Below are 21478 nucleotides of genomic sequence, written 5' to 3'. Positions count from 1 at the left end.
TGTATACTCCTGGGGATTTACTCAGTTGCCGCCTTAATACAGCCCGAATGATTTAGGGGATCGATCGAGTATTAACTGCGTTCAGGAATCGCTTTCAGCAGGGCCGTCAGCAGTTTCCAGTACAGCTCGACGCTGGCAATTTCCACCTGCTCATCCGGCGAGTGTGGGCCGGTGATGGTTGGCCCGATGGAAACCATGTCCATGTCCGGGTACGGCTTTTTGAACAGACCGCATTCCAGACCGGCGTGGATCACCATGATGTTCGGGGTTTTATTGAACAGCGTCTGGTAAGTTTCACGCACCAGCGTCATCACCGGTGAGCTTGGCTCAGGTTTCCAGCCAGGGTAGCTGCCTTTTGCCAGACTTTTCGCGCCAGCCAGTTCACTCAGTGAGTTGAGCATGCTGACCACATATTCTTTGCCGCTGTCGATAAGAGAACGGATCAGACTGTTGATCGCTACTTCGTCATCTTTCATGGTGACAACACCGACGTTCAGCGAGGTTTCTACCACGCCTTTCACGTCATCACTCATGCGGATCACGCCGTTTGGCGTCGCGTTCAGCAGGGCAAGGAATTTACCCTGAGTTTCCGCGGTCAGCGCTTTCGTGTTGCTTTCAGCCGCTTCTGCCACCAGAGCAATTTTCTTCTCAACCGCTGACAGTTCAAACTGAATGGTCGCCAGGAATTCCTGTGCTGCTGCTTTCAGTACGTCTGCTTTATCCGCAGCCACTGCCAGAGTTGCAATCGCTTCACGCGGGATGGCGTTACGCAGTGTGCCGCCGGTGAAATCCAGCAGACGCAGGCCCAGTGTCTCGGCGTTGTCTGCCAGGAAACGCGCCAGCAATTTGCTTGCATTACCCAGACCTAAATGGATATCAGCGCCGGAGTGGCCGCCTTTCAGTCCCTTCAGGGTCAGCTTCAGCGTGGTGAAACCAGCCGGAACCGCTTCACGGCTCAGTGGCAGTGTGGCGGTAAAATCAATGCCGCCGGCGCAACCCATGTAGATTTCGCCTTCGGTTTCAGAATCGGTGTTGATCAGGATTTCAGACTGTAACCAGTCTGGTTGCAGGCCGAATGCGCCTGCCATGCCGGTTTCTTCGGTCATGGTCAGCAGCACTTCCAGCGGACCGTGCTCTACGCTGTCATCAGCCAGAACTGCCAGCGCGGACGCCATGCCGATGCCATTGTCAGAACCCAGCGTGGTGCCGCGGGCTTTTACCCAACCGTCTTCGATGAAAGGCTGGATCGGATCTTTAGTGAAATCATGAACGGTATCGTTGTTTTTCTGCGGCACCATATCGAGGTGCGCCTGCAGGGCAACGGCTTTGCGGTTTTCCATGCCTTTCGTGGCCGGTTTACGCAGCAAAATGTTGCCGACTTCATCACGCTCAGCGTGGATACCCTTTTCCTGTGCCCATTCAACGATGTGTTTTGCCAGTTCTTCTTCATGATAAGAAGGGTGCGGAATTGAACAGATTTTGGCAAAAATATCCCACAACGGTTGTGGCGAAAGCTGAGACAGTTCAGACACTATAAGTCTCCTGTAACAGTCAGCTCATTCAGGCTCCGTTTGCGGGGGAACTGATTGAGATGCTGTAGGTTTAAGGTTAAGTAATCCCCGCCAGACTGTGTGGCGAGTGGCCTGACAGAATATCACTTAATCTTAACCTGTGCGCGGGGACGGGGAGAAATTCCGGGTTTTTTGGGGCGCTTTGACCAGATAATCGCTGGTTTTTGTGAGACGGACTCACTATAATCTCGCGCAACCTTTTTTCCCCCCATTATTTATTTAGAAGCCGTTAATTCACTGGCTGGGACACCTTTATGAGCGAAAAATACGTTGTAACCTGGGACATGCTGCAAATCCACGCCCGCACCATGGCTAAACGCCTGCTGCCGGCAGAACAATGGAAAGGCATTATTGCCGTCAGCCGTGGCGGTCTGGTCCCTGCAGCGTTGCTGGCTCGCGAGCTGTGCATCCGCCATGTCGATACCGTGTGTATCTCCAGCTATGACCATGATAATCAGCGCGAAATGCAAGTGCTGAAACGCGCAGAAGGCGACGGTGAAGGCTTCATCGTGATCGACGATCTGGTTGATACCGGCGGCACTGCGAAAGCGATCCGCGAAATGTACCCGAAAGCACATTTCATCACCATCTTCGCCAAACCTGCTGGCGCACCGCTGGTCGATGATTACGTCATCGACATTCCGCAGAACACCTGGATCGAACAGCCGTGGGATATGGGGGTCATCTTTGTGCCTCCATTAGTGGGTAAGTAATTTTCCCTTAATGTTTATAAACGCCTGGCTTATTGCCGGGCGTTTTGCTTTTGTTGACTTGAAATCCTTTCCGCTTGACCTCACCCCTCACTTGTCGCAACGTGGTCGGGTTATAATCCCGTCCAGAAATGATCGCCTGCGGGCGACCCGCTGCTTGCTAACGGAGGATCTTGCATCATGGCTCCAGCCAACCTTACGGAAAAACTGTTTAAACCTTCCTTTAAATATCCGGAAACTTCGACGCTGGTTCGTCGCGTTCATCATCATAATACGCACCCGCCGATGCACACTGCGCTGGAAGGCGACACGGTAAATTGCTGGTACAGAACCATTAACCGCCTGATGTGGATGTGGCGGGGTGTCGATCCTTTAGAAGTCGAAGAAGTGCTGTCGCGGATTGCAGTTTCCAAAGCCGAGCACAGCGATCCGCTGCTGCTGGACACCGTGATTGGCTACCGTAACGGCAACTGGGTTTACGAATGGTCAAATCAGGCGATGGCGTGGCAGCAAAAAGCCGCAGAAGAAAAAGATCCGAACCTGGCCAGCGAATACTGGCTGAAGGCGGCGAACCTTTACAGCATCGCCGGGTATCCGCATCTGAAAGGCGATACGCTGGCAGAGCAGTCAGAAGTACTGGCCAATAAAGCCTTTGAGAAATCGTCAGAACATTCGCCGTATTCTCTCAAAGAGATCGAATTCAAAATTCCGGGCGGCGCGCCGATCACCGGTTTCCTGCACCTGCCGAATGAAGGCAAAGCGCCGTTCCCGACTGTCATGGTGTGCGGCGGTCTGGATACCTTGCAAAGTGACCATCAGCGTCTGTTCCGTTCTTATCTGGCGCCGATGGGCATTGCGATGCTGACCATCGACATGCCGTCGATCGGGTTCTCGTCGAAGTGGAAACTCACCCAGGACACCAGCTTCCTGCATCAGCAGGTATTGCACCAGCTTGCCGATGTTGCGTGGGTCGATGCCAGCCGTGTCAGCCTGCTCGGTTATCGTTTTGGCGCGAACGTCGCTGTGCGTCTGGCCTATCTCGAACCGCGCCGTGTGTGTGCCGTTGCCACATTGGGCGCGCTGGTGCATTCATTGCTGAGCGATCCGAAATGTCAGGAACAGGTTCCCGACATGTATATGGATGTACTGGCGAGCCGGCTGGGGATGTCGAGCGCGTCGGATTCGGCGCTCAAGACCGAACTTAATCGATATTCTCTGAAAATGCAGGGGCTGCTGGGGCGCAGAACGCCGACGCCAATGCTGGCCGCGTACTGGGAAAACGACATCTTCAGCCCGAAGGCGGAAGCCAGATTGATTGCGGATTCTTCATCTGAAGGCAAGCTATTACCGATTCAGAACGAGCCGCTTTATGAGCATTTTGACAAGGCTTTGCATGAGATTTGTGAGTGGTTGCAAAAGCATATGCGTTAACTTAATGGTTGCTAATTCCTAACGTTTTGCTAAAAAGGATCGTCTTTCTATGGAGGTTGTACTATGACGTTACCAAGCGGTCATCCTAAAAGCAGGCTAATGAAACGTTTCGGTACACTGGGACCGTACATCAGAGAAGGAAAATGCGAGAACGACCGCTTTTTCTTTGACTGCTTAGCTGTCTGTGTGAACGTAAAGCCCGCGCCGGAAAAGCGTGAGTTCTGGGGCTGGTGGATTGAGTTGCAGGCTGAAGCCGAACGTTTTACCTATGTTTATCACTTCGGTTTGTTCGATAAAGACGGCATCTGGAAAGCGCAAAACATTAAAGATGCTGAAGTGCGTGAGAAGCTTGAGACGACATTGAAAGGGTTCCACAAGAATCTCAACAAGATGATTGAAGAGATGTCCCTCAAACTGGAACCTGCTGATGATTTCAGCGAAGAACCCGTGAAGCTCTCCGCCTGACTTTCTGTACTACCCATTCCCATACTGAATGCTGCTATTATAGCGTTATGCCGGTTGGCATAACGCTTCTCCCCTGTTAAAAAAGACACAGAAGCACTTCTTATTCACACTAATGGAACGATTATGAGTGGTAGCCAGACACTGGTTGTAAAACTGGGCACCAGCGTGCTCACTGGCGGTTCACGCCGCCTCAACCGTGCTCACATTGTTGAGCTTGTCCGCCAGTGCGCGCAGCAACATGCGGCAGGGCATCGGATTGTGATTGTGACGTCGGGCGCCATTGCTGCCGGGCGTGAACATCTTGGCTACCCCGAACTCCCCGCCACCATTGCTTCCAAACAACTGCTGGCTGCCGTCGGGCAAAGCCGTTTGATCCAGCTGTGGGAGCAATTGTTCTCTATTTATGGCATCCACATTGGTCAGATGCTGCTGACGCGTGCCGACATGGAAGATCGCGAGCGGTTCCTCAACGCCCGCGACACGATGCATGCGCTGCTTGATAACCATATCGTGCCGGTGATTAACGAAAACGATGCAGTGGCGACGGCGGAGATCAAAGTCGGCGATAACGACAATCTTTCCGCGCTGGCCGCAATTCTTGCCGGTGCCGATAAATTGCTGCTGCTGACCGATCAGCGCGGTCTGTTTACCGCCGATCCGCGCACCAATCCGCAGGCCGAGCTTATCCGCGAAGTCATGACGATTGATGACGAATTGCGCGGCGTGGCGGGTGACAGCGTTTCCGGACTGGGTACCGGTGGCATGGCGACCAAATTGCAGGCGGCGGATGTCGCGTGCCGTGCGGGCGTCGATACCATTATTGCCGCAGGCAACCTGCCGGGCGTGATTGGTGATGTGATTAACGGCGTGTCCGTCGGCACACGTTTCCACGCGATGGAAACCCCGCTGGAGAACCGTAAACGCTGGATCTTCGGCGCACCGCCAGCCGGTGAAATCACCATCGACGACGGCGCGGTTTCCGCCATGATGGAGCGCGGCAGTTCACTGCTGCCAAAAGGTATCCGCGAAGTGAAAGGCGATTTCTCGCGTGGCGAAGTGATCCGCATCCGCAATCTGAACGGGCGCGATCTTGCGCACGGTGTCAGCCGCTATAACAGCGATGCGATGCGCATGATTGCCGGTCATCACTCTCAGCAGATCAGCGAAATTCTCGGTTACGAATACGGCCCGGTTGCCGTGCATCGTGACGACATGATTGTCAGTTAAGGAGTTTTCCATGCTTAACGAGATGGGCAAGGCCGCGAAAGCCGCGTCCTGGCAGCTCTCCACCCTCAGCACCGCGCAGAAAAACCGTGCGCTGATGCTGATGGCCGACATGCTTGAGGCCAACAGCCAGAGCATTATTCTTGCCAACGAACTCGACATGTCCGCCGCCCGCGAAAGCGGCATGAGCGAAGCCTTATTAGACCGGCTGTTGCTGACGCCCGCGCGGTTATCGGCCATTGCCAGCGACGTGCGCGATGTCTGCCGCCTGAGCGATCCGGTCGGGCAGGTGATTGACGGTTCACAGCAGGACAGCGGTCTGCGTCTCGAACGCCGCCGTGTGCCGCTCGGCGTGATCGGCGTGATTTATGAAGCGCGCCCGAACGTCACCATCGATGTCGCCAGCCTGTGCCTGAAAACCGGCAACGCCGTGATCCTGCGCGGTGGCAAAGAAACGCACCACACTAATCAGGCGACGGTTAACGTCATCCAGATGGCGCTGGAAGAGTGCGGGCTGCCGAAAGCGGCGGTTCAGGCGATTGAAAGCCCCGATCGCGCACTGGTTGCAGAACTGCTGCGTCTGGATAAATACGTCGACATGCTGATCCCACGCGGTGGCGCGGCGCTGCACAAACTGTGCCGCGAACAATCCACCATTCCGGTGATCACCGGCGGTATCGGTGTGTGTCATACATTTGTGGATGAAAGTGCAGATTTCGACAAAGCGCTGACCGTGCTGGAAAGCGCCAAAGTGCAGCGTCCGAGCGCCTGTAACAGCCTGGAAACCGTGCTGGTGCATGAATCCATTGCCGCCCGATTCCTGCCGGAACTGAGCGACAAAATGCACCGCGCAGGCGTGACGTTACACGCCAGCGAATCCGCAATGCCTTATCTGCAAAACGGCCCGGCGAAAGTGCTGGCGGTAACTGAAGAAGATTATTCAGATGAATGGTTGTCACTGGATCTGAACGTGACGGTCATCGCCGATCTGGACGCCGCCGTGGCGCATATCCGCACTTACGGCACCGAACATTCCGATGCGATCCTCACGCGTTCTATCAGCAGCGCGGACAGGTTTGTACGTGAAGTGGATTCCTCGGCGGTGTACGTCAACGCCAGCACCCGTTTCACAGACGGCGGACAGTTTGGTTTAGGCGCAGAAGTGGCGGTCAGTACCCAAAAACTGCACGCCCGCGGCCCGATGGGATTAGAAGCCCTGACGACCTACAAATGGATTGGTTACGGCGACGATTTAGTCCGTCCGTAACAGTGAGCACCGGTGGATTTTTAGTCATGAAGCCGGTGCTAATCCCCTATTTTGCATAGGGTGATGAGAAAAGCAGCAAACGCACTGCAGGGGGCTTGACGGCAGCGTTATATTTCACTAATTTAGCACCCCGTAGTCCCCCGGTAACACTCCAAAATGCCGACTTAGCTCAGTAGGTAGAGCAACTGACTTGTAATCAGTAGGTCACCAGTTCGATTCCGGTAGTCGGCACCATTCCAAAGTATTTTCAAGTCAAGTCAATAAAACTCTTTACAATCAAACAAGAAAATACCTTTTCCACTCGTTTGGTGTCAACCCGTGTCTATTGAAATGAACACATGATTGGGGTCACAATGCGGGGCATCTCGAATTCGGTCTAAAAAAACTGCGCCTGTTACCGCTCCACTTTGCTTAACCCATGCTGACTGCCGTGGAACGGTGAAGCTGATTTCATAAACTGTCTGACATTTTTCAGTAGCTGCCACATTGTCCTGCAACGGCGTTTACGCGTTACCGTTTCATGCAGTGTAAGCCACAAGAGTTCCATTCTGTTAACCCATAGTGAGTAAACTGGCTGATAAATAACAATAATCTTTGGATTTTACCTTCAGCCACTCCTGTATTACGCGCAGTTAGATAGCCTGCTTATGCAACCCAGCGGTTGTTCCACGAATCTTTAAATATAATATTGCCCTCGCAACACTTCCACGTAATAGCTTCATAGCGCATTTGGATTGTTTCAAAATGCGTTCCCGTCTGACCGCCTTGGTATAGGTTCGGTGTAATTGAAGTTATTTTTACATTTTCAAGAATTATATTAAAATACTCGGATTCGATGCCTGCATCTAAGATCTGGTACATCTTAAACGTTGCGGATTTCATGGTAAGACCCTGGCTCAGTCCTTTGTATAAAAGCGGTGTAACCTTATCAAATTCCTTTTGAAATGATAAAGGTGAATGTACCCGCGTTCCCGTTAATCGTCCCGTATTCGAGTCGGTTGGGACCTGTACATTATGAGTCAACGACTTTAATTCTATGGCTCCGACTCGACCAGAAACTAAAGAACCGCCTATAACAGGTGATCCATTTTCATCAGTTAACCATAAATATGCTGGATTTGACATTTTACATCCTTATAAATTGAGTAATTTAAAATAACTACATTGGAAAAAATTTATCTAATAATTTCCCCAGAAGATATATGCAGACTGCAAGCGTAAAAATAGAAAGTAGTCTCATTGTCCAGGTTTCGAAGTGGAAAAAGAAATATATTCCCAACCAGACAGCAATCGCGCCTACCAACGCACCCAATATCCCCTTAATGATGCCCATGGTCACCACTCACTTTAGATTCTACACGTTCCAGTATGTTATCAAAGGCGGGAATTCCCTGTTGTCGTCTTACGATCAGAGCATCCACAAAGGGTTTAAGTGCCGGTTCAAACATAAAGTAGAGTAAGTCATAATCTTTTACACGCAGCACCTGATATAATTCAGGTTCGTCTACGCTGAGCTGTTCCGATGTTCTTATACAGCGCTCCTTCATTCCTCCTATAAGCAAAATGTTACCTACAGCACCCCCCCGCAGAGCTATTGTCCAGCCAGCCCGCTGAGCAATTGCCTTAGCTATCGTTGATGAAATCGCAGAATTAGTAACGGCGCGCCCTATTATTGAGAATGAGCCACGGCTCAACACCTTGTTTTGTTTGCTTACAGATACATATTGATCAAACTTTGAGAAAACAATCTCTATCGCATCTAGAATACGGTCGTAATTAAGAATTCCGTTCCTCATCGCCTGGATTATTCTGATTGTTTCAGTTTCGTGAGAGTAATGTGAATCAGTGTCGAATACACCATACGCCATATAACCCAGATCGAGAGGTACGGAAATAGCACCGTTAATAAAACCTAATACTGAGTCAGGTGATATAATGATATCGGCAATTCGTGTGGCGATTTCCTCATAATTGCTCATGCTAATTCCTTTTATTAGCCAGTTCCCAGCGTGTGAGTATACTCCCCCCTTTTGGCAGTGGATATATAAAAAGGGGCTTCCTCTGTATACATGCCAGCCCTCCCGACTCCACATCTTACGGTTTTGCCACTGCCACTGCCATGGATTAGATTAGTATTAACCATAACTAATCCTCTGTCGTTTGACGCGAAATATTAATCACATCAATGATTAAGATATATTATGTGTTCCGGTAGTTGGCACCATTTCTGCTTTAATTTTTATATCATAAAACAATTAATTCATTTAAGACCTCAGCTTTCTGTCTATTTTTTTCCTTTTTTACCCAAAAAAAATACCGACTTGGCCAGATCTCTTTTGCCTCAACCCCAATCGTCTTTGCAATGATCATTTCGCCTTTCGGCCAGGGTCTTACCAGCGCATTGGAAAGCGTGGATGAACTCAATCCTGCGTCCCTTGAAACCGCCGCCATTGTTGTCCCTTTCTTCCTGATTGCCGCGATGATGTCAGCGGTATGCCAATCTTTTGAAACTGCCATGTAAGACCTCCGGATAATAGTGGTTACTAAGTTATCCTTAGTATGCGCAGCGCTTAAAAATAACACAATAAAAAACTAAGAATAACTTAGTGAAAAGGTTGGCTCCGACATCATGTTGATCAAGAGACTCAAGGAAGCACGTCTGCGTGCCGGGCTTTCTCAATACAAGTTAGGTGTACTGGCGGGAGTTGATGAGGCCTCATCAAGTGCGCGCATGAATCAGTATGAGAAAGGCAAGCATCAGCCGGATCAGGATACTGTCAGCAGAATAGCTAAAGTGCTGGATGTGCCTGTTGCCTATTTTTATGCGGAGGAAGACGAGCTTGCTGCGCTGATTATTGAATATCATGAAAGTAAAAAACAATCGTAGTCTGTTCAATTGCAGGATACTCAAAAATGAGCCAGAAACTTTTAACCTTCGCCAGATCATTTATTAATGGCGAGATCTCAGCCGAAGATTTTGCTGACCCTTATCAGATGTTATGGAAAGCTGAGGGTGATAACGGCGATTCGCTGAAAGATAACTTTCAGGACAGTGAAAAATGCTCGACCATTTTCTGTCTCGCAGATCAATTCAATCCTGATGATGATCGTGACAAGGATGAGTTTGATGCTGATGAACTTAAAGCGCGGGTTCGGGCAGTTTTGGATGAGGAATAACCCTTGGGCGGCGGTCTGGCGTATCGGTTTGTAGAAAATGAAAACTGAAAAAATTATGCCTTACAAAAACCGCAGGCGGGTGCGGAGTAGTGCAATTTTCGTCAGTTCTAAATTTGTCTGCTCTAACTCACTCTACACCAGTAAAATATCTTGGCGCATAAAGGGTGCGTATAGCCAACTGCTAAGTATAAGGATGGCTATCTTTGTTAATAGATATTCTCAAAGTGTAAATGAGTGGTTGACTTTTTATCTGTATATGAAGAATAATTTTCATAACAAAACTAATTCTCTATTTTTTAGTGCGAGCTTAATAAAAGGAGTTGAGATGAAACTTGAAAGAATATCTTTTGGTGAGCGTGTTGCTGAGCAAGAATCAGAAAAGTTATCAAATTATTTTGTCAAAACCCAACAGTGGGAGTCCCTTTATAATGGTGATGTGGATATTGTCTTTGGTGCTAAAGGTTCTGGTAAAAGCGCTTTGTATACGTTATTACTTAAAAGAATCGATGAGTTTAAAGAGAAAAAAGTGATTCTGCTTTCTGCAGAAAAGCCAACGGGTCAAACAGTATTTTCTGATGTTAGTGATGAACCTCCAACGGCAGAAAAAGAATTTATAACCTTGTGGAAGGTTTACTTTCTTCAAATCATATGTGATTGGTTGATAACTAATGGACATAATAGTGGGCATGCTAAAACTGTAATTGATAAATTGATTGAGGCAGGATTAATTGAGCAACAAAACACTTTAAAAAGATTTGTAAACAGTGCAATGAGATTTGCAAGGCAATTAGTTAATATTGAGTCTGTTGAGGGGGGGGCTACAATTGAAGGGGGCATTACTGGGAAAATAACCTTCAAAACCCCCACAGAAGCAGAAAGGAAAGTCGGGTATATTTCAGTTGATGAGTTGTTTGATTTTTTAAATAAATATCTTGAAGGGAAAGATATTAAATTTTGGTTGCTGTGCGACCGATTAGATGTTGCTTTCGAACAAAGTCTCGATTTAGAGAAAAATGCACTTCGAGCGTTGTTTAAAGTATACCTTGATTTAGAAGAGTTTGAGTTCATATCATTAAAAATTTTTCTTAGAAACGACATCTGGAATAGAATAACCAAAGAGGGCTTCAGAGAGGCAAGTCACATTACGCGTGCGACGAACATTGAGTGGACATTAAACAACCTTCTGAACCTGATAGTTATTCGCTCATTAGAAAATTCTGAGATAATAAATGAATTGTCCATTGATGCTGAAAAAATAAAATCAGATTTTGATAAACAAAAAGAATATTACTATACGCTATTCCCTAAACAAGTTGATGTTGGAGAGAAACAGTCAGACACTTTTGACTGGATTATTAGTCGAGTGCGAGATGGATTAGGTTACGTCGCGCCTCGCGAACTAATACACTTTTATAATCAAACGGTTCTTGAGGAGCGTAGAGAGCAGGATATTAGTAGTGATAAAGCGGAGGCGCCAAATATTGTTAGTCGACAAGCCATTAAAAAGGCAACTTATGAAATATCAAAAGTTAAGCTTGAACAAACAATATTTGCTGAGTATCCAGACTTGCGAGAGCATATTATGGCGCTGGAAAATCAAAAAGCAGAGCATACTCTCGAAACTGTTGCTCAAATTTGGAAAGCCGATGTCAATATAGCTAGGGGCATTTCAGTCCAGCTTTCTGAAATAGGATTTATTGACCAGAAAATTTTCAAGAATGATGCTTTACTTAAAATACCATTTCTATACAGACCCTACCTAAATATTGTTCAGGGTAAGGCTTTTTAAAAAATATTTTTTGTTTTAGGTTTATATTGATTTTTTAAGGTGTGGCTAGTTTTAATTTGTTGTGATGAATGATTATTTAGCCACACCTTTAGTTGACTTAATTAGCAGGCGAAAATATTTAAATTTTGTTTGCATAAGTTTTTTGTTGAAAGGGCTATGACAGAACATCTCACTGATGTTTACTTAGCATGATGTTAATCAATAAACATCGCGAACTAACTTCTTGGGGAGAAATAGGGGGTATTTATGGGGGTGTTTTTAATTGTGAGTTAATTTCTTTATAAAAAAACAATTACTTACTCTGGTTATCGATTCCGGTAGTCGGCACCATTTCTATCTTGTACTTTATTAGTTTTTAATCTATTCGATATATTTCTATTTAGCATCAGCTCCTTTATTTCTTCAAAATTCACATAAGATTCCTTTTTTGCTAATTAATTTTGATCGCCTAGTAAAGGCATATCTAAAAAGGTCATAACAGCCTGCGCACAGAGCTGCGCATTAACAACGTTAAGGTCATATTTTCCTCTCGTTTTATGGACATCATAAAGTCTGCTCATCCATCCTTAGAAATAATCAGTTTAAGTTCTTCAGGCGTAAACGGCGGTATCCGTTTATGCAACATCGCATGGCAATTTGGACACACCGGGACGAGATCTTTTATCGTGTCAACTCGATAATTCTCTTTGATTGTTGAGAGGGGTATCAAATGATGGATATGAATAAATCCTTCGCCGATTTCGCCATATATCTTACAGAAATCAATATTGCATACTTGGCAATTTGTACCGTGGTGGGCTATCGCGGACTTCCTTGCATCAATATCCCTTTCATAAAGGTTAACAGTGATTTGTTTTATCGAACCTTCCCAAAACTGACCGGTGCTATGTAATTCATCAGGATGATCATTATTCGTAGAAAAGTATGCTTTTCCCTTTTTAATTCTGATTTCGAAGCCTTGATTTGTAAGTAATTTCACACATTTAGATTTTATTCCTCCTGTGAAATCCTCTGGAGTAAACTCAACGCCAGTCATTTTTGTCGCTGCAATACCCACGATGGCCTTGGGAGGGTAGCTTAGCCCATCATGCATAACGTCATAAATACGAGAAGCATCAAACTTGTGCAAGATACCGCTGTTATAAGCGTGAATAGCCTCGATGATTTGCTGGCGTGAAATAAAATCGGGTAAAAGCTTTGGCATTTCTTCTCCTTAATATTATAGGGAATCGATCATTCCCAATTTCAGCAAAGATTTTTCTATTTCGCTAATCCACTCCTCAGGGCAGGGTTTCACACGTTTTTCAGGATCTTGTCGATTATGAGCTTGTCGTGTGGTCAAGCCATGCATTGCTTTGACATGCGCAATCCAGCAAGGAGTGTGAATAGTTTTACCCGTTCTGGACTTCACATCCGCAATTATTTCTTTATAAGTAGCCATCTTTTCCTCCATAAAAACTTCATGGAACCCACCTCGCAACTTCAACGACTTACTTGGTCAGCCCTTCTGATTTCCGATATAATCTACACCGCTGCGGCACAATCCGCAGCCGAGTTTCGCAGCTCGTGTAATCTGAAGGCGGCACCTCACGTTGAGAGTGCCGTCGCTTTGACGCAACTATTGAAAATGTGGCTGTAATCCACATGCAGTATCTCAATGGTGGCTCAGGCGGGGCAGCCTTCGGGCTGGCCGGTAGCCTTCAGAACCGGTACTGCGAACCTCGTCTGGGCTACCACCAAAGGGTTTCGCAGCTCCCGTGGTAGTGATTAACTATCTGAAGGAGCAATCCATGAATACTCTCAACGACTGGCATCCCGCCGATATCATTGCGGCACTTCGCAAGAAAGGCACCACGCTGGCAGCGGTATCACGCGCTGCGGGGCTGAGTTCTTCCACGCTTTCCAATGCACTTTCCAGACCCTGGCCGAAAGGAGAGATCCTTATCTCTCAGGCAATCGGTGTGCCACCACATATCGTCTGGCCGAGCCGTTATTATGACCGGCAGGGAAATCTGGTTCAAAGAACCGCGCGGATTACTGACAAATAGTGTTTGCGACATGAATTAGACGGGCAAGACTGATAAATAGTTATTAGTGCAAAAGATGCAATAAGGGAGCCAGTAGATAGGCTCCCTTATAAAACAGTCGGTAAGATTTTTCGAGTTACTCAATCAGGCATGTTGCCCAGCCGAAAGCCGAACCCCTGCAGCACGTGTGAGTTCCGTTAGCGTACCGATAGTTGGGTTACCATTCTCTGATAACGCTCTGTAGATGTGCTGGCGCGTTATACCGGATTTTTTAGAGATTTCACCGACTCCACCGCGTGCTTCGATGACCCGACGTAATGCCGTGAGGAAGGCCGGAACGCCACCCTCTTCGTAGATTTCCTCTAATGCCGTTTGCAGATAAATTTCAGCATATTTCGGATTGGCGCGGAGCGTCTCAATCATCTCTGCATCACGGCTTACTGATGCAGGGATCGAATCACCTGCGGTGTCTTTCGCGTTCATGGTTTTTGCCTCTTCCTGAAGTCAGCCAGATATATCAATATCCCGCGTTACTGTCTCTTATAAAAGACAGTAACGCAAGCGCACGGATTTTCCCTTATCCCACTCACTCAATCTCCGGCAGCCCCTCAATCAGCTTATCCAGTGTTACCGGATAATCGCGAACCCTGATGCCTGTGGCGTTATAAATGGCATTGGCGATGGCGGCGCTGACGCCACACAGGCCCAGTTCGCCGACGCCTTTGGCTTTCATGGGGGAAGAAACCGGGTCTGTGTCGTCGAGGAAAATCACTTCCTGATCAGGGATGTCGGCGTGAACCGGCACTTCATAGGCTGCAAGATCGTGATTCACGAAGTATCCCAACTCCTTATCGATATTCAGTTCTTCCGTCAGGGCCGCGCCGACGCCCATGGTCATCGCGCCGATCACCTGGCTGCGTGCCGTTTTCGGGTTAAGTATCCGGCCTGCAGCGCAGACCGCCAGCATGCGGCGGACACGGGTTTCGCCGGTGGCGATATCCACGCCGACTTCCACGTAATGCGCTGCGAAGGTCGATTGCTGGAACGTCTTGTCCAGCCCGCCGAACTCGATGGTGTCTTCCACTGTGAGGGTTCCGCTGGCTGCGGCTTTGGCGAGCGGGGCGGTGCGCTCGCCCTGACAAATCAGTTCATCGGTAAACACGGCGTCATCCGCATTAAACCCGAGCTTTTCAGCGACAGCTTCGCGCAGTTTCACGCAGGCGGCGTACACCCCGGCGGTAGACGTATTCGCACCCCACTGGCCGCCGGAACCGGCAGACACCGGGAAGTCGGAATCACCCAAACGCACGACCACTTTTTCCAGCGGAACGCCCATCATCTCGGCGGCGGTCTGGGCGATGATGGTGTAACTGCCGGTGCCGATATCGGTCATATCGGTCTCCACCGTCACGATGCCCTGCGCGTCGAGATGCACCCGCGCACCGGATTTATCCAGCAGATTGTTACGAAAACCCGCCGCGACACCCATACCGATCAGCCAGCGTCCGTCGCGAACCTGTGCCGGTGTGGTATGACGCCGGTGCCAGCCGAATTTATCTGAGCCGGTACGCAGGCACTCGATCAACTGACGGCGTGAAAAGAAACGCTCGGTATTGAGCGGATCGACCTGCGTGTCGTTCAGAATACGAAACTCCACCGGATCAACGCCGGCTTTCTCCGCCACTTCGTCGATAGCGATTTCCAGTGCCATCAGACCAGGCGCTTCGCCGGGAGCGCGCATGGCGTTGCCTTCGGGCAGATCCAGCTGTGCCAGCCGTAACCCGGTCAGCCGGTTTTTGCCCGCATAAAGCAGTTCACTCTGCTGCACGGCTGTCTCCGGTGTACCACCGGGCAGGTTGCCCGACCAGCTTTCATGCGCGATGGCAGTGATGCGGCCTTTTTCATCCGTGCCGATGCGGATGTGCTGAATAGTGGCCGGACGGTGCGTGGTGTTATTAGGGAGCAGCGGTCGTGGCAACATCACTTTCACCGGCCTGTTCGCGGCACGCGCCGCCAGTGCTGCCAGCACAGCATCGCTGCGCAGGAACAGTTTGCCGCCGAAACCACCGCCGATGTAAGGCGAAATCACCCGCACCTTCTCTTCGGGAATATTCAGCGTTTTGGCAAGTTCACTGCGACACCAGGCGATCATCTGGTTCGAAGTACGCAGGATCAGCTTGTCGCCTTCCCAGACGGCCAGTGAGGCGTGCGGTTCCATCGCCATATGGCTCTGATCCGGCGTCGTATAAATGGCGTCATGCTGCACCGGCGAGGCGGCGAAGGCGCTGTCGAAATCACCGGCGGTTTTGTCCGGCGTATCTTCCGGCGGCGTGGTGACGGCAGGCTTTTGCTCTGCCAGGCTGTACGCACCTTGTTCACGCTGGTAATCAACGTTGATCAGTGACGCGGCGGCGCGTGCCTGCTCGAAGGTCTCTGCCACAACCACGGCAATCGCCTGATGGTAGTGCTCAATCTGCGGGCCGCCCAGCAGCGTGGCGGCATTCATGTCGCCTTTGCCGAGCTTACCGGCGTTGGCCGCCGTGACGATCGCCAGCACGCCGGGTGCGTGTTCTGCGTCATGCAGATCCATCGAGATGATACGGCCTTTGGCAATGGCGGCACCAAGGACATAACCATAGGCTGCGCCCGGCACTTCATCCTGCCATTCGTAGGCGTAGGGCGCGGTGCCGGTGGTTTTTAGCGGACCGTCGATGCGGTCATGCGCACGACCGACCACTTTCATCTGGTCGATCGGGTTGTCAGTTGCAGGCGTGTCGAATTTCATTTGTTATGCCCTCGCTTCAGTCAGCACGGAGGCGAGCGTTCGCTTCGCCAGTATCAGCTTGAACGCATTCTCAGGCGTCGGTTGCGCAGCGGCGAACAACCGCGCGTAAACCTCTCCCGCACCGTTCGCCACCTGTGCATCAGCTTCTGCCAGCCTCCAGGGTTTATGCGCCACGCCGCCGAGTGCGACACGACCGGTGCCGTCGGGCTGTACGATGGCAGCAACGGACACCAGCGCAAAAGCGTAAGAGGCGCGGTCACGGACTTTGCGGTAAACATGCGTGCCTCCCGCAGGGGGCGGCAGGATAACGGCGGTGATCAGTTCACCTGTGGCCAGCACGGTTTCCAGATGTGGCGTATCGCCCGGTGCAAGGTAAAAGTCGGCCAGCGGAATGCGGCGTACTGCGCCGTCAGGGTTGATGGTTTCGACTACGGCATCGAGCAATTGCATCGCGACAGCCATGTCGCTCGGGTGTGTGGCGATGCAGGCCGCGCTTGCGCCGACGACGGCATGCTGGCGACTGAAGCCCCTGATGGCCGCACAACCACTGCCGGGCTGGCGTTTATTGCACGGCTGGTTGGTATCGTAAAAATACGGGCAGCGGGTACGCTGGAGCAGGTTACCGGCGGTAGTCGCCTGATTGCGTAACTGGCCGGAGGCTCCCGCCAGCAGCGCCCGCGACAGCACGGCATAGTCGCGGCGGATGCGCAAATCAGCGGCCAGATCGGTATTACGTACCAGCGCGCCAATGCGCAAGCCGCCGTTGCCGTCGGGTACAATGGTATCCAGTGCCAGACCGTTGACGTCGATCAGATGGGAAGGTTGCTCGATCTCAAGTTTCATCAGATCCAGCAGGTTGGTGCCGCCCGCAATAAATTTTGCACCGGGATGCTGCAAGGCACTGCTGGCGGCGCCGGCGGGTGTCTTAACCCGTTCATAGGTAAAAGCCTTCATGGTTTTTGCCCTCCGGCGACGTCTTTAATCGCGGCAAGAATGTTGGAATACGCGCCGCAGCGGCAGATATTGCCACTCATGCGTTCGCGGATTTCTTCTGCGGTACGCGGTGGAGGGGAAACCAGATCCAGCGTGACGTGGCTGGGAATACCACTTTCGATTTCCTGCAACACGGCGACTGAGGAGCAGATCTGCCCCGGCGTGCAGTAACCGCACTGGTAGCCGTCGTGTCTGATAAATGCGGCCTGCATCGGATGCAGGTTGTCAGGCGTGCCAAGACCTTCAATAGTGGTGACGTCGGCGTCCTGATGCATCACCGCCAATGTCAGGCAGGAGTTGATACGGCGGCCATCGACGATAACGGTACAGGCACCGCACTGACCGTGATCGCACCCTTTTTTAGTGCCGGTCAGTTGCAGGTTTTCGCGCAAGGCGTCCAGCAGGGTGGTGCGTGTATCCACGACCAGCTGGCGGATCTGGCCGTTCACTTTCATTTTAAGATGGGACTGATGTGTTTCATTGTCATGGTTGCTCATGCCAGACCTCCGGTATTACAAAATTTGAATCTAAAAAGGGGGTGACTTCGCGGGTGCCTTTGCGGCATTTTTTTATCACGAAGCCTTAAGCATAGTCGGCGATGGCGTTGGGATTAATCCTGAAGTCCGGCTTCTTCAGTTTATTCCACTTTCAGTCCTGCTTTTTTCCCTTCACCGGCTTCGTCAGTTCCCGCGCATAACGGATGAAATCCGCCAGTGCTTTGTTTTTCAGATGCCGCTGCCAGCTGAGCGTCAGCGTGGTGGTCGCACCGGGATCGGTCAGGAAGCAGTAATTCACATCGGGGATCATCACTGATCGCTGGGTTTCCGGGACTAACGTCACGCCCATGCCCATCGATACCAGCCCGATAGCCACCGACACATCGCGTGTGAACTGAATTTTCTGCGGCACAAATCCGGCCTGCTGGCAGGCGTTAAGTGCTGACCAGCCGAGGCCGACACCCGGCGGATCTTTCTGGATAAGAAACGGAGAGTCCGACAGCGAAGATAGGTCGATTTTTTGTCCTGAACAGGCCGGATGGTCGCGGGGCAGTACGGCGATCAGCGGACGGGTAGCAACGTCGAGATATTCCAGCTCAGGGAACTGCGGCACAGGTGAACGCACCAGCGCGATATCCAGCTGATAATTGAGCAAAAGTGTTAGCTGCTCGTGAACGTTATGTTCTTCAATGACGATATCAATATCGGGTTTATGTTTGCGATAACCATTAATTAACAGCGCCAGTGCCGGATCCAGAATCGACGATCCGACATAACCCAGTTTGAGTTGTCCTTTATGTCCAAGCCGCAAACTGCGGGCGTTCTCAAGGAATTTCTCGTAGTGGGTGATGGCGATGCGCGCTTCTTCTACCAGTTGCTGCCCCTCGAAGGTTAGCGCTACATGGCGCTTATCACGGGTGAAAAGGGGGATCCCCAGAGACTGTTCCAGTGCCTTTATTTGCTGGCTTAATGCGGGCTGGGCGATGTTGAGTTGCAGCGCAGCTTTACCAAAATGCAGTACTTCCGCCAGCACCACAAACGAGTGTAATTGTCGGTAATCCATATGTCCTCCGGTGCATTTTCCTCATAATAATCCCTTATTAAAAAGCCGCGTATTGTTATTGGACTCTTATCACCCATTCTTTGCAAACTGGCGGGGTAGCGGCGATGAACAGCAGGCCGCTGTATCCTCAATGACATGAATTAAAGGGGCATGAGATGTCTGAAGAAAAAACAAAAGTGACTGATCTTCGTTCCGCGCTGGAGGTGTTGAGCCAGTACGACGACGAACTGATCTACACCGATGAACCTGTAGACCCGATTGCGGAGTTATCCGGTGTATACCGCTACGTTGGCGCACACGGCACCGTAAAACGTCCGACTCAGGTGGGGCCGGCGATGATCTTTAATAAGGTCAAAGGGTATAACGACATGCGGGTGCTGATTGGCCTGCTGTCTTCGCGCAAACGTGTGGCGCGTCTGTTTGGCACCACGCCGGAAAATCTGGCGTTTATGCTAAAAGATTCCGTATCGAATCCCATTCCGCCGATTGTTATTCCGCGTGAAAAAGCGGTCTGTCAGGAAGTGGTTCATCTGGCGACCGATCCGGATTTCGACATTCTGAAAATTTTGCCAGCACCGACCAATACGCCGGAAGATGCGGGTCCGTATTTCACCCTCGGCATGTGCTACGCCGCTGATCCTGAAACCGGCGAGCATGACGTCACTATTCACCGCCTGTGCGTGCAGAGCAAAGATGAAATCTCCATGTATTTTGTGCCTGGCCGCCATCTGGATGTGTTCCGTCAAAAAGCCGAAGCCGCAGGCAAAGCGCTGCCCATCACCATCAGCATCGGCGTTGATCCGGCGATTGAAATCGGTGCGTGTTTTGAGCCGCCAACTACGCCGCTGGGCTTTGACGAGCTGTCGGTCGCAGGCAGCCTGCGTAATCAGGCCGTGGAACTGGTGGATGCTCTGACCGTCAATGCGCGCGGTATTGCCAACGCCGAAGTGGTCATCGAAGGTGAACTGGTGCCGAACTACCGCGTCCGTGAAGACCAGAACACGAATACCGGCAAAGCGATGCCTGAATTCCCGGGTTATACCGGTGCGGCACAGGCCGAAGTGCCGGTGATTAAAGTGAAAGCCATTACCCACCGCCGCCATCCGATCCTGCAAACCTGTATTGGCCCGAGCGATGAACACACCAATATGGCCGGTATCCCGACCGAAGCCAGTATTTTGCAAATGGTAGAACGTGCGCTGCCGGGCTTTGTGCAGAACGTTCACTGCCCGTCACCGGGTACCGGTAAATACCTCGCGGTATTGCAGGTGAAAAAACGCTTTGCGGCGGATGAAGGTCGTCAGCGTCAGGCGGCTCTGCTGGCATTTGCTGCCTTCTCTGAGCTGAAACATGTGATGCTGGTGGATGAAGACGTTGATGTGTTCGATCTCAACGACGTGATGTGGGCGATGACCACACGCTATCAGGGCGACGTCAGCACGGTCTTTATTCCCGGTGTGCGCTGCCATCCGCTTGATCCGTCTTCCGATCCGGCCTTCAGCCCGTCGATACGTGACCACGGTATTGCCTGCAAAACCATTTTCGACTGCACAGTGCCTTACAACCTGAAAGCGAATTTCCAGCGCAGCGAGTTCCTCGACGTGGATGTGAACCGCTTTATTCCAGGCTTCACTAAAAAATAAGAAGGCAACGGCGGAACTATGAAGTTAATGACCAGGAGTAATAACTCATGATTATCGGACCTTATATCAACGGTTCCGCCGTATTGCTTGGCGGGATTGTCGGCGCGTTACTCAGTCACCGGCTGCCGGAACGTCTGCGGACGTCGATGCCGCTGATTTTCGGTGCGGCCTCGATGTGTATGGGCGTCGTGCTGGTAGTTAAAGTCATCCACATGCCGGTGATGGTGCTGTCAGTTATCCTCGGTGCACTGATGGGCGAACTCTGTTATCTGGAGAAGGGCATCGGCAAGCTGGGCAGTAAAGCGCGCAGTCTGGTGGAGGTTTTTGTGAAATCCGATCCGGGTGATCAGGCGTCTCAGGAACAGTTTTTGCAAAGCTACGTGGCGATTATCGTGCTGTTTTGCGCCAGCGGTACCGGGATTTTCGGTTCCATGCATGAGGGCATGACCGGTGATACCAGCGTGCTAATCGCCAAATCGTTCCTCGATTTGTTCACCGCCGCTATTTTTGCCACCACACTCGGTTTCGCCGTGGCGGTGGTCGCGGTGCCGCAGCTCATCATCCAGTTGCTGCTGGCGTACGGCGCAGTATTTATTCTGCCGCTGACCACGCCGGAAATGCAGGCGGACTTCTCAGCCGTCGGCGGTGTATTAATGTTCGCCACCGGTTTCCGTATTTGCGGCATCAAAATCTTCCCGGTCGCCAATATGCTGCCGGCGCTGATCCTTGCCATGCCAATATCAAGCTTATGGGTTCATTTCTTCTGATTCAGACCATTTCCGCTATCACCCGCCACTCAGCTTCTTCCGGCAGAGGCGGCGGTTGCCGCCTTCTTC

23 protein-coding genes, 1 tRNA gene and 1 pseudogene are annotated in these 21478 nt (G+C 50.7%); 13 read left to right on the top strand and 12 right to left on the bottom strand.

What is annotated here, in order from left to right; genetic code table 11:
• Positions 1-71 precede the first annotated feature (71 nt).
• The gene (pepD, locus tag CKQ54_RS19995) at positions 72-1532 is read right to left on the bottom strand and encodes a beta-Ala-His dipeptidase (RefSeq protein WP_120163195.1); all 1461 of its coding nucleotides are present in this window, start codon (positions 1530-1532) and stop codon (positions 72-74) included.
• Positions 1533-1825: 293 nt separating this feature from the next.
• Here pepD and gpt point away from each other — a divergent pair, with 293 nt between their 5' ends.
• From gpt to CKQ54_RS19965, 6 genes are all read left to right on the top strand, one after another.
• A complete protein-coding gene (gene gpt, locus CKQ54_RS19990) occupies positions 1826-2284 on the top strand; it encodes a xanthine phosphoribosyltransferase (protein ID WP_112290918.1) in 459 nt (152 codons plus the stop codon).
• Between the two features lie 177 nt (positions 2285-2461).
• Positions 2462-3712 carry an esterase FrsA gene (gene frsA / locus CKQ54_RS19985; RefSeq protein WP_112290916.1) on the top strand — a complete coding sequence of 417 codons (1251 nt, stop codon included), beginning with the start codon at positions 2462-2464 and terminating at the stop codon, positions 3710-3712.
• 63 nt (positions 3713-3775) lie between these two features.
• A complete protein-coding gene (gene crl / locus CKQ54_RS19980) occupies positions 3776-4177 on the top strand; it encodes a sigma factor-binding protein Crl (RefSeq protein ID WP_112290914.1) in 402 nt (133 codons plus the stop codon).
• 123 nt (positions 4178-4300) lie between these two features.
• Positions 4301-5404, top strand: coding sequence for a glutamate 5-kinase (gene proB / locus CKQ54_RS19975; protein ID WP_112290913.1), 1104 nt, complete (start codon positions 4301-4303; stop codon positions 5402-5404).
• Between the two features lie 10 nt (positions 5405-5414).
• Positions 5415-6668, top strand: coding sequence for a glutamate-5-semialdehyde dehydrogenase (proA, locus tag CKQ54_RS19970; protein ID WP_120163194.1), 1254 nt, complete (start codon positions 5415-5417; stop codon positions 6666-6668).
• 158 nt (positions 6669-6826) lie between these two features.
• Positions 6827-6902 (top strand) — tRNA-Thr (locus tag CKQ54_RS19965).
• A 160-nt stretch (positions 6903-7062) separates the two neighbouring features.
• Here CKQ54_RS19965 and CKQ54_RS25840 read toward each other — a convergent pair.
• From CKQ54_RS25840 to CKQ54_RS19950, 4 genes and pseudogenes are all read right to left on the bottom strand, one after another.
• Positions 7063-7269: pseudogene (locus tag CKQ54_RS25840) on the bottom strand (IS630 family transposase); the annotation flags it as partial.
• A 44-nt stretch (positions 7270-7313) separates the two neighbouring features.
• On the bottom strand, positions 7314-7793 hold the full coding sequence (locus CKQ54_RS19960; RefSeq protein ID WP_112290909.1) for an Hcp family type VI secretion system effector: 480 nt from the start codon (positions 7791-7793) through the stop codon (positions 7314-7316).
• A gap of 194 nt (positions 7794-7987) precedes the next feature.
• Positions 7988-8647, bottom strand: coding sequence for a hypothetical protein (locus CKQ54_RS19955; RefSeq protein ID WP_120163193.1), 660 nt, complete (start codon positions 8645-8647; stop codon positions 7988-7990).
• Between the two features lie 265 nt (positions 8648-8912).
• Positions 8913-9185: a helix-turn-helix domain-containing protein gene (locus CKQ54_RS19950; RefSeq protein WP_244220236.1), complete on the bottom strand. Its 273-nt coding sequence runs from the start codon at positions 9183-9185 to the stop codon at positions 8913-8915.
• Between the two features lie 112 nt (positions 9186-9297).
• Between CKQ54_RS19950 and CKQ54_RS19945 the strand changes: the two genes are divergently transcribed.
• The 3 genes from CKQ54_RS19945 to CKQ54_RS19935 all read left to right on the top strand — a co-directional run bounded on the left by CKQ54_RS19945 (position 9298) and on the right by CKQ54_RS19935 (position 11634).
• Positions 9298-9555 carry a helix-turn-helix domain-containing protein gene (locus tag CKQ54_RS19945; RefSeq protein ID WP_120163192.1) on the top strand — a complete coding sequence of 86 codons (258 nt, stop codon included), beginning with the start codon at positions 9298-9300 and terminating at the stop codon, positions 9553-9555.
• A gap of 26 nt (positions 9556-9581) precedes the next feature.
• Positions 9582-9845 carry a colicin immunity domain-containing protein gene (locus CKQ54_RS19940; protein WP_120163191.1) on the top strand — a complete coding sequence of 88 codons (264 nt, stop codon included), beginning with the start codon at positions 9582-9584 and terminating at the stop codon, positions 9843-9845.
• A gap of 325 nt (positions 9846-10170) precedes the next feature.
• Positions 10171-11634 (top strand): P-loop ATPase, Sll1717 family, encoded by a 1464-nt coding sequence (locus tag CKQ54_RS19935; RefSeq protein WP_120163190.1) that lies wholly within the window; start codon positions 10171-10173, stop codon positions 11632-11634.
• 556 nt (positions 11635-12190) lie between these two features.
• Here the strand turns inward: CKQ54_RS19935 and CKQ54_RS19930 are convergent.
• Positions 12191-12838: an HNH endonuclease gene (locus CKQ54_RS19930; protein ID WP_120163189.1), complete on the bottom strand. Its 648-nt coding sequence runs from the start codon at positions 12836-12838 to the stop codon at positions 12191-12193.
• Positions 12839-12853: 15 nt separating this feature from the next.
• Entirely contained in the window at positions 12854-13075 is a 222-nt protein-coding gene (locus tag CKQ54_RS19925; RefSeq protein WP_120163233.1) for a hypothetical protein, read from the bottom strand.
• Positions 13076-13291: 216 nt separating this feature from the next.
• Here CKQ54_RS19925 and CKQ54_RS19920 point away from each other — a divergent pair, with 216 nt between their 5' ends.
• Together CKQ54_RS19920 and CKQ54_RS19915 are read left to right on the top strand one after the other, a co-directional pair.
• Positions 13292-13405, top strand: coding sequence for an ash family protein (locus CKQ54_RS19920; protein ID WP_112197217.1), 114 nt, complete (start codon positions 13292-13294; stop codon positions 13403-13405).
• Positions 13406-13424: 19 nt separating this feature from the next.
• Positions 13425-13682 (top strand): helix-turn-helix domain-containing protein, encoded by a 258-nt coding sequence (locus CKQ54_RS19915; RefSeq protein WP_120163188.1) that lies wholly within the window; start codon positions 13425-13427, stop codon positions 13680-13682.
• Between the two features lie 123 nt (positions 13683-13805).
• Here the strand turns inward: CKQ54_RS19915 and CKQ54_RS19910 are convergent, their stop codons facing one another.
• From CKQ54_RS19910 to CKQ54_RS19890, 5 genes are all read right to left on the bottom strand, one after another.
• Positions 13806-14144: a helix-turn-helix domain-containing transcriptional regulator gene (locus tag CKQ54_RS19910; RefSeq protein ID WP_120163187.1), complete on the bottom strand. Its 339-nt coding sequence runs from the start codon at positions 14142-14144 to the stop codon at positions 13806-13808.
• Positions 14145-14247: 103 nt separating this feature from the next.
• On the bottom strand, positions 14248-16446 hold the full coding sequence (gene paoC, locus CKQ54_RS19905) for an aldehyde oxidoreductase molybdenum-binding subunit PaoC (protein WP_120163186.1): 2199 nt from the start codon (positions 16444-16446) through the stop codon (positions 14248-14250).
• Between the two features lie 3 nt (positions 16447-16449).
• Complete coding sequence (locus tag CKQ54_RS19900) at positions 16450-17400, bottom strand: FAD binding domain-containing protein (RefSeq protein ID WP_120163185.1); 951 nt, start codon at positions 17398-17400, stop codon at positions 16450-16452.
• The gene (paoA, locus tag CKQ54_RS19895; protein WP_120163184.1) at positions 17397-17936 is read right to left on the bottom strand and encodes an aldehyde dehydrogenase iron-sulfur subunit PaoA; all 540 of its coding nucleotides are present in this window, start codon (positions 17934-17936) and stop codon (positions 17397-17399) included. The genes CKQ54_RS19900 and paoA overlap by 4 nt, the downstream gene beginning before the upstream one ends.
• 151 nt (positions 17937-18087) lie before the next feature.
• Entirely contained in the window at positions 18088-18999 is a 912-nt protein-coding gene (locus CKQ54_RS19890) for a LysR substrate-binding domain-containing protein (RefSeq protein WP_113877982.1), read from the bottom strand.
• 155 nt (positions 19000-19154) lie between these two features.
• Between CKQ54_RS19890 and CKQ54_RS19885 the strand changes: the two genes are divergently transcribed.
• Together CKQ54_RS19885 and CKQ54_RS19880 are read left to right on the top strand one after the other, a co-directional pair.
• Positions 19155-20642, top strand: a complete 1488-nt coding sequence (locus tag CKQ54_RS19885) for a UbiD family decarboxylase (RefSeq protein ID WP_120163183.1) — start codon at positions 19155-19157, stop codon at positions 20640-20642.
• 47 nt (positions 20643-20689) lie between these two features.
• Positions 20690-21409: a DUF554 domain-containing protein gene (locus CKQ54_RS19880; RefSeq protein ID WP_120163182.1), complete on the top strand. Its 720-nt coding sequence runs from the start codon at positions 20690-20692 to the stop codon at positions 21407-21409.
• The last annotated feature ends 69 nt before the right edge of the window (positions 21410-21478 follow it).

The organism is Rahnella variigena, from assembly GCF_003610915.1.
In the GTDB taxonomy this organism is placed as follows: domain Bacteria; phylum Pseudomonadota; class Gammaproteobacteria; order Enterobacterales; family Enterobacteriaceae; genus Rahnella; species Rahnella variigena.
This window is presented reverse-complemented; position numbering and strand designations above follow the sequence as displayed.

Excerpts from the sequence above, each read along its gene's own strand:
- gpt (WP_112290918.1), top strand. The coding sequence starts at position 1,826 with ATGAGCGAAAAATACGTTGTAACCTGGGACATGCTGCAAATCCACGCC.
- frsA (WP_112290916.1), top strand. The coding sequence starts at position 2,462 with ATGGCTCCAGCCAACCTTACGGAAAAACTGTTTAAACCTTCCTTTAAA.
- crl (WP_112290914.1), top strand. The coding sequence starts at position 3,776 with ATGACGTTACCAAGCGGTCATCCTAAAAGCAGGCTAATGAAACGTTTC.
- proB (WP_112290913.1), top strand. The coding sequence starts at position 4,301 with ATGAGTGGTAGCCAGACACTGGTTGTAAAACTGGGCACCAGCGTGCTC.
- proA (WP_120163194.1), top strand. The coding sequence starts at position 5,415 with ATGCTTAACGAGATGGGCAAGGCCGCGAAAGCCGCGTCCTGGCAGCTC.
- CKQ54_RS19960 (WP_112290909.1), bottom strand. The coding sequence starts at position 7,793 with ATGTCAAATCCAGCATATTTATGGTTAACTGATGAAAATGGATCACCT.
- CKQ54_RS19955 (WP_120163193.1), bottom strand. The coding sequence starts at position 8,647 with ATGAGCAATTATGAGGAAATCGCCACACGAATTGCCGATATCATTATA.
- CKQ54_RS19950 (WP_244220236.1), bottom strand. The coding sequence starts at position 9,185 with ATGGCAGTTTCAAAAGATTGGCATACCGCTGACATCATCGCGGCAATC.
- CKQ54_RS19945 (WP_120163192.1), top strand. The coding sequence starts at position 9,298 with ATGTTGATCAAGAGACTCAAGGAAGCACGTCTGCGTGCCGGGCTTTCT.
- CKQ54_RS19940 (WP_120163191.1), top strand. The coding sequence starts at position 9,582 with ATGAGCCAGAAACTTTTAACCTTCGCCAGATCATTTATTAATGGCGAG.
- CKQ54_RS19935 (WP_120163190.1), top strand. The coding sequence starts at position 10,171 with ATGAAACTTGAAAGAATATCTTTTGGTGAGCGTGTTGCTGAGCAAGAA.
- CKQ54_RS19930 (WP_120163189.1), bottom strand. The coding sequence starts at position 12,838 with ATGCCAAAGCTTTTACCCGATTTTATTTCACGCCAGCAAATCATCGAG.
- CKQ54_RS19925 (WP_120163233.1), bottom strand. The coding sequence starts at position 13,075 with ATGGCTACTTATAAAGAAATAATTGCGGATGTGAAGTCCAGAACGGGT.
- CKQ54_RS19920 (WP_112197217.1), top strand. The coding sequence starts at position 13,292 with ATGGTGGCTCAGGCGGGGCAGCCTTCGGGCTGGCCGGTAGCCTTCAGA.
- CKQ54_RS19915 (WP_120163188.1), top strand. The coding sequence starts at position 13,425 with ATGAATACTCTCAACGACTGGCATCCCGCCGATATCATTGCGGCACTT.
- CKQ54_RS19910 (WP_120163187.1), bottom strand. The coding sequence starts at position 14,144 with ATGAACGCGAAAGACACCGCAGGTGATTCGATCCCTGCATCAGTAAGC.
- paoC (WP_120163186.1), bottom strand. The coding sequence starts at position 16,446 with ATGAAATTCGACACGCCTGCAACTGACAACCCGATCGACCAGATGAAA.
- CKQ54_RS19900 (WP_120163185.1), bottom strand. The coding sequence starts at position 17,400 with ATGAAGGCTTTTACCTATGAACGGGTTAAGACACCCGCCGGCGCCGCC.
- paoA (WP_120163184.1), bottom strand. The coding sequence starts at position 17,936 with ATGAGCAACCATGACAATGAAACACATCAGTCCCATCTTAAAATGAAA.
- CKQ54_RS19890 (WP_113877982.1), bottom strand. The coding sequence starts at position 18,999 with ATGGATTACCGACAATTACACTCGTTTGTGGTGCTGGCGGAAGTACTG.
- CKQ54_RS19885 (WP_120163183.1), top strand. The coding sequence starts at position 19,155 with ATGTCTGAAGAAAAAACAAAAGTGACTGATCTTCGTTCCGCGCTGGAG.
- CKQ54_RS19880 (WP_120163182.1), top strand. The coding sequence starts at position 20,690 with ATGATTATCGGACCTTATATCAACGGTTCCGCCGTATTGCTTGGCGGG.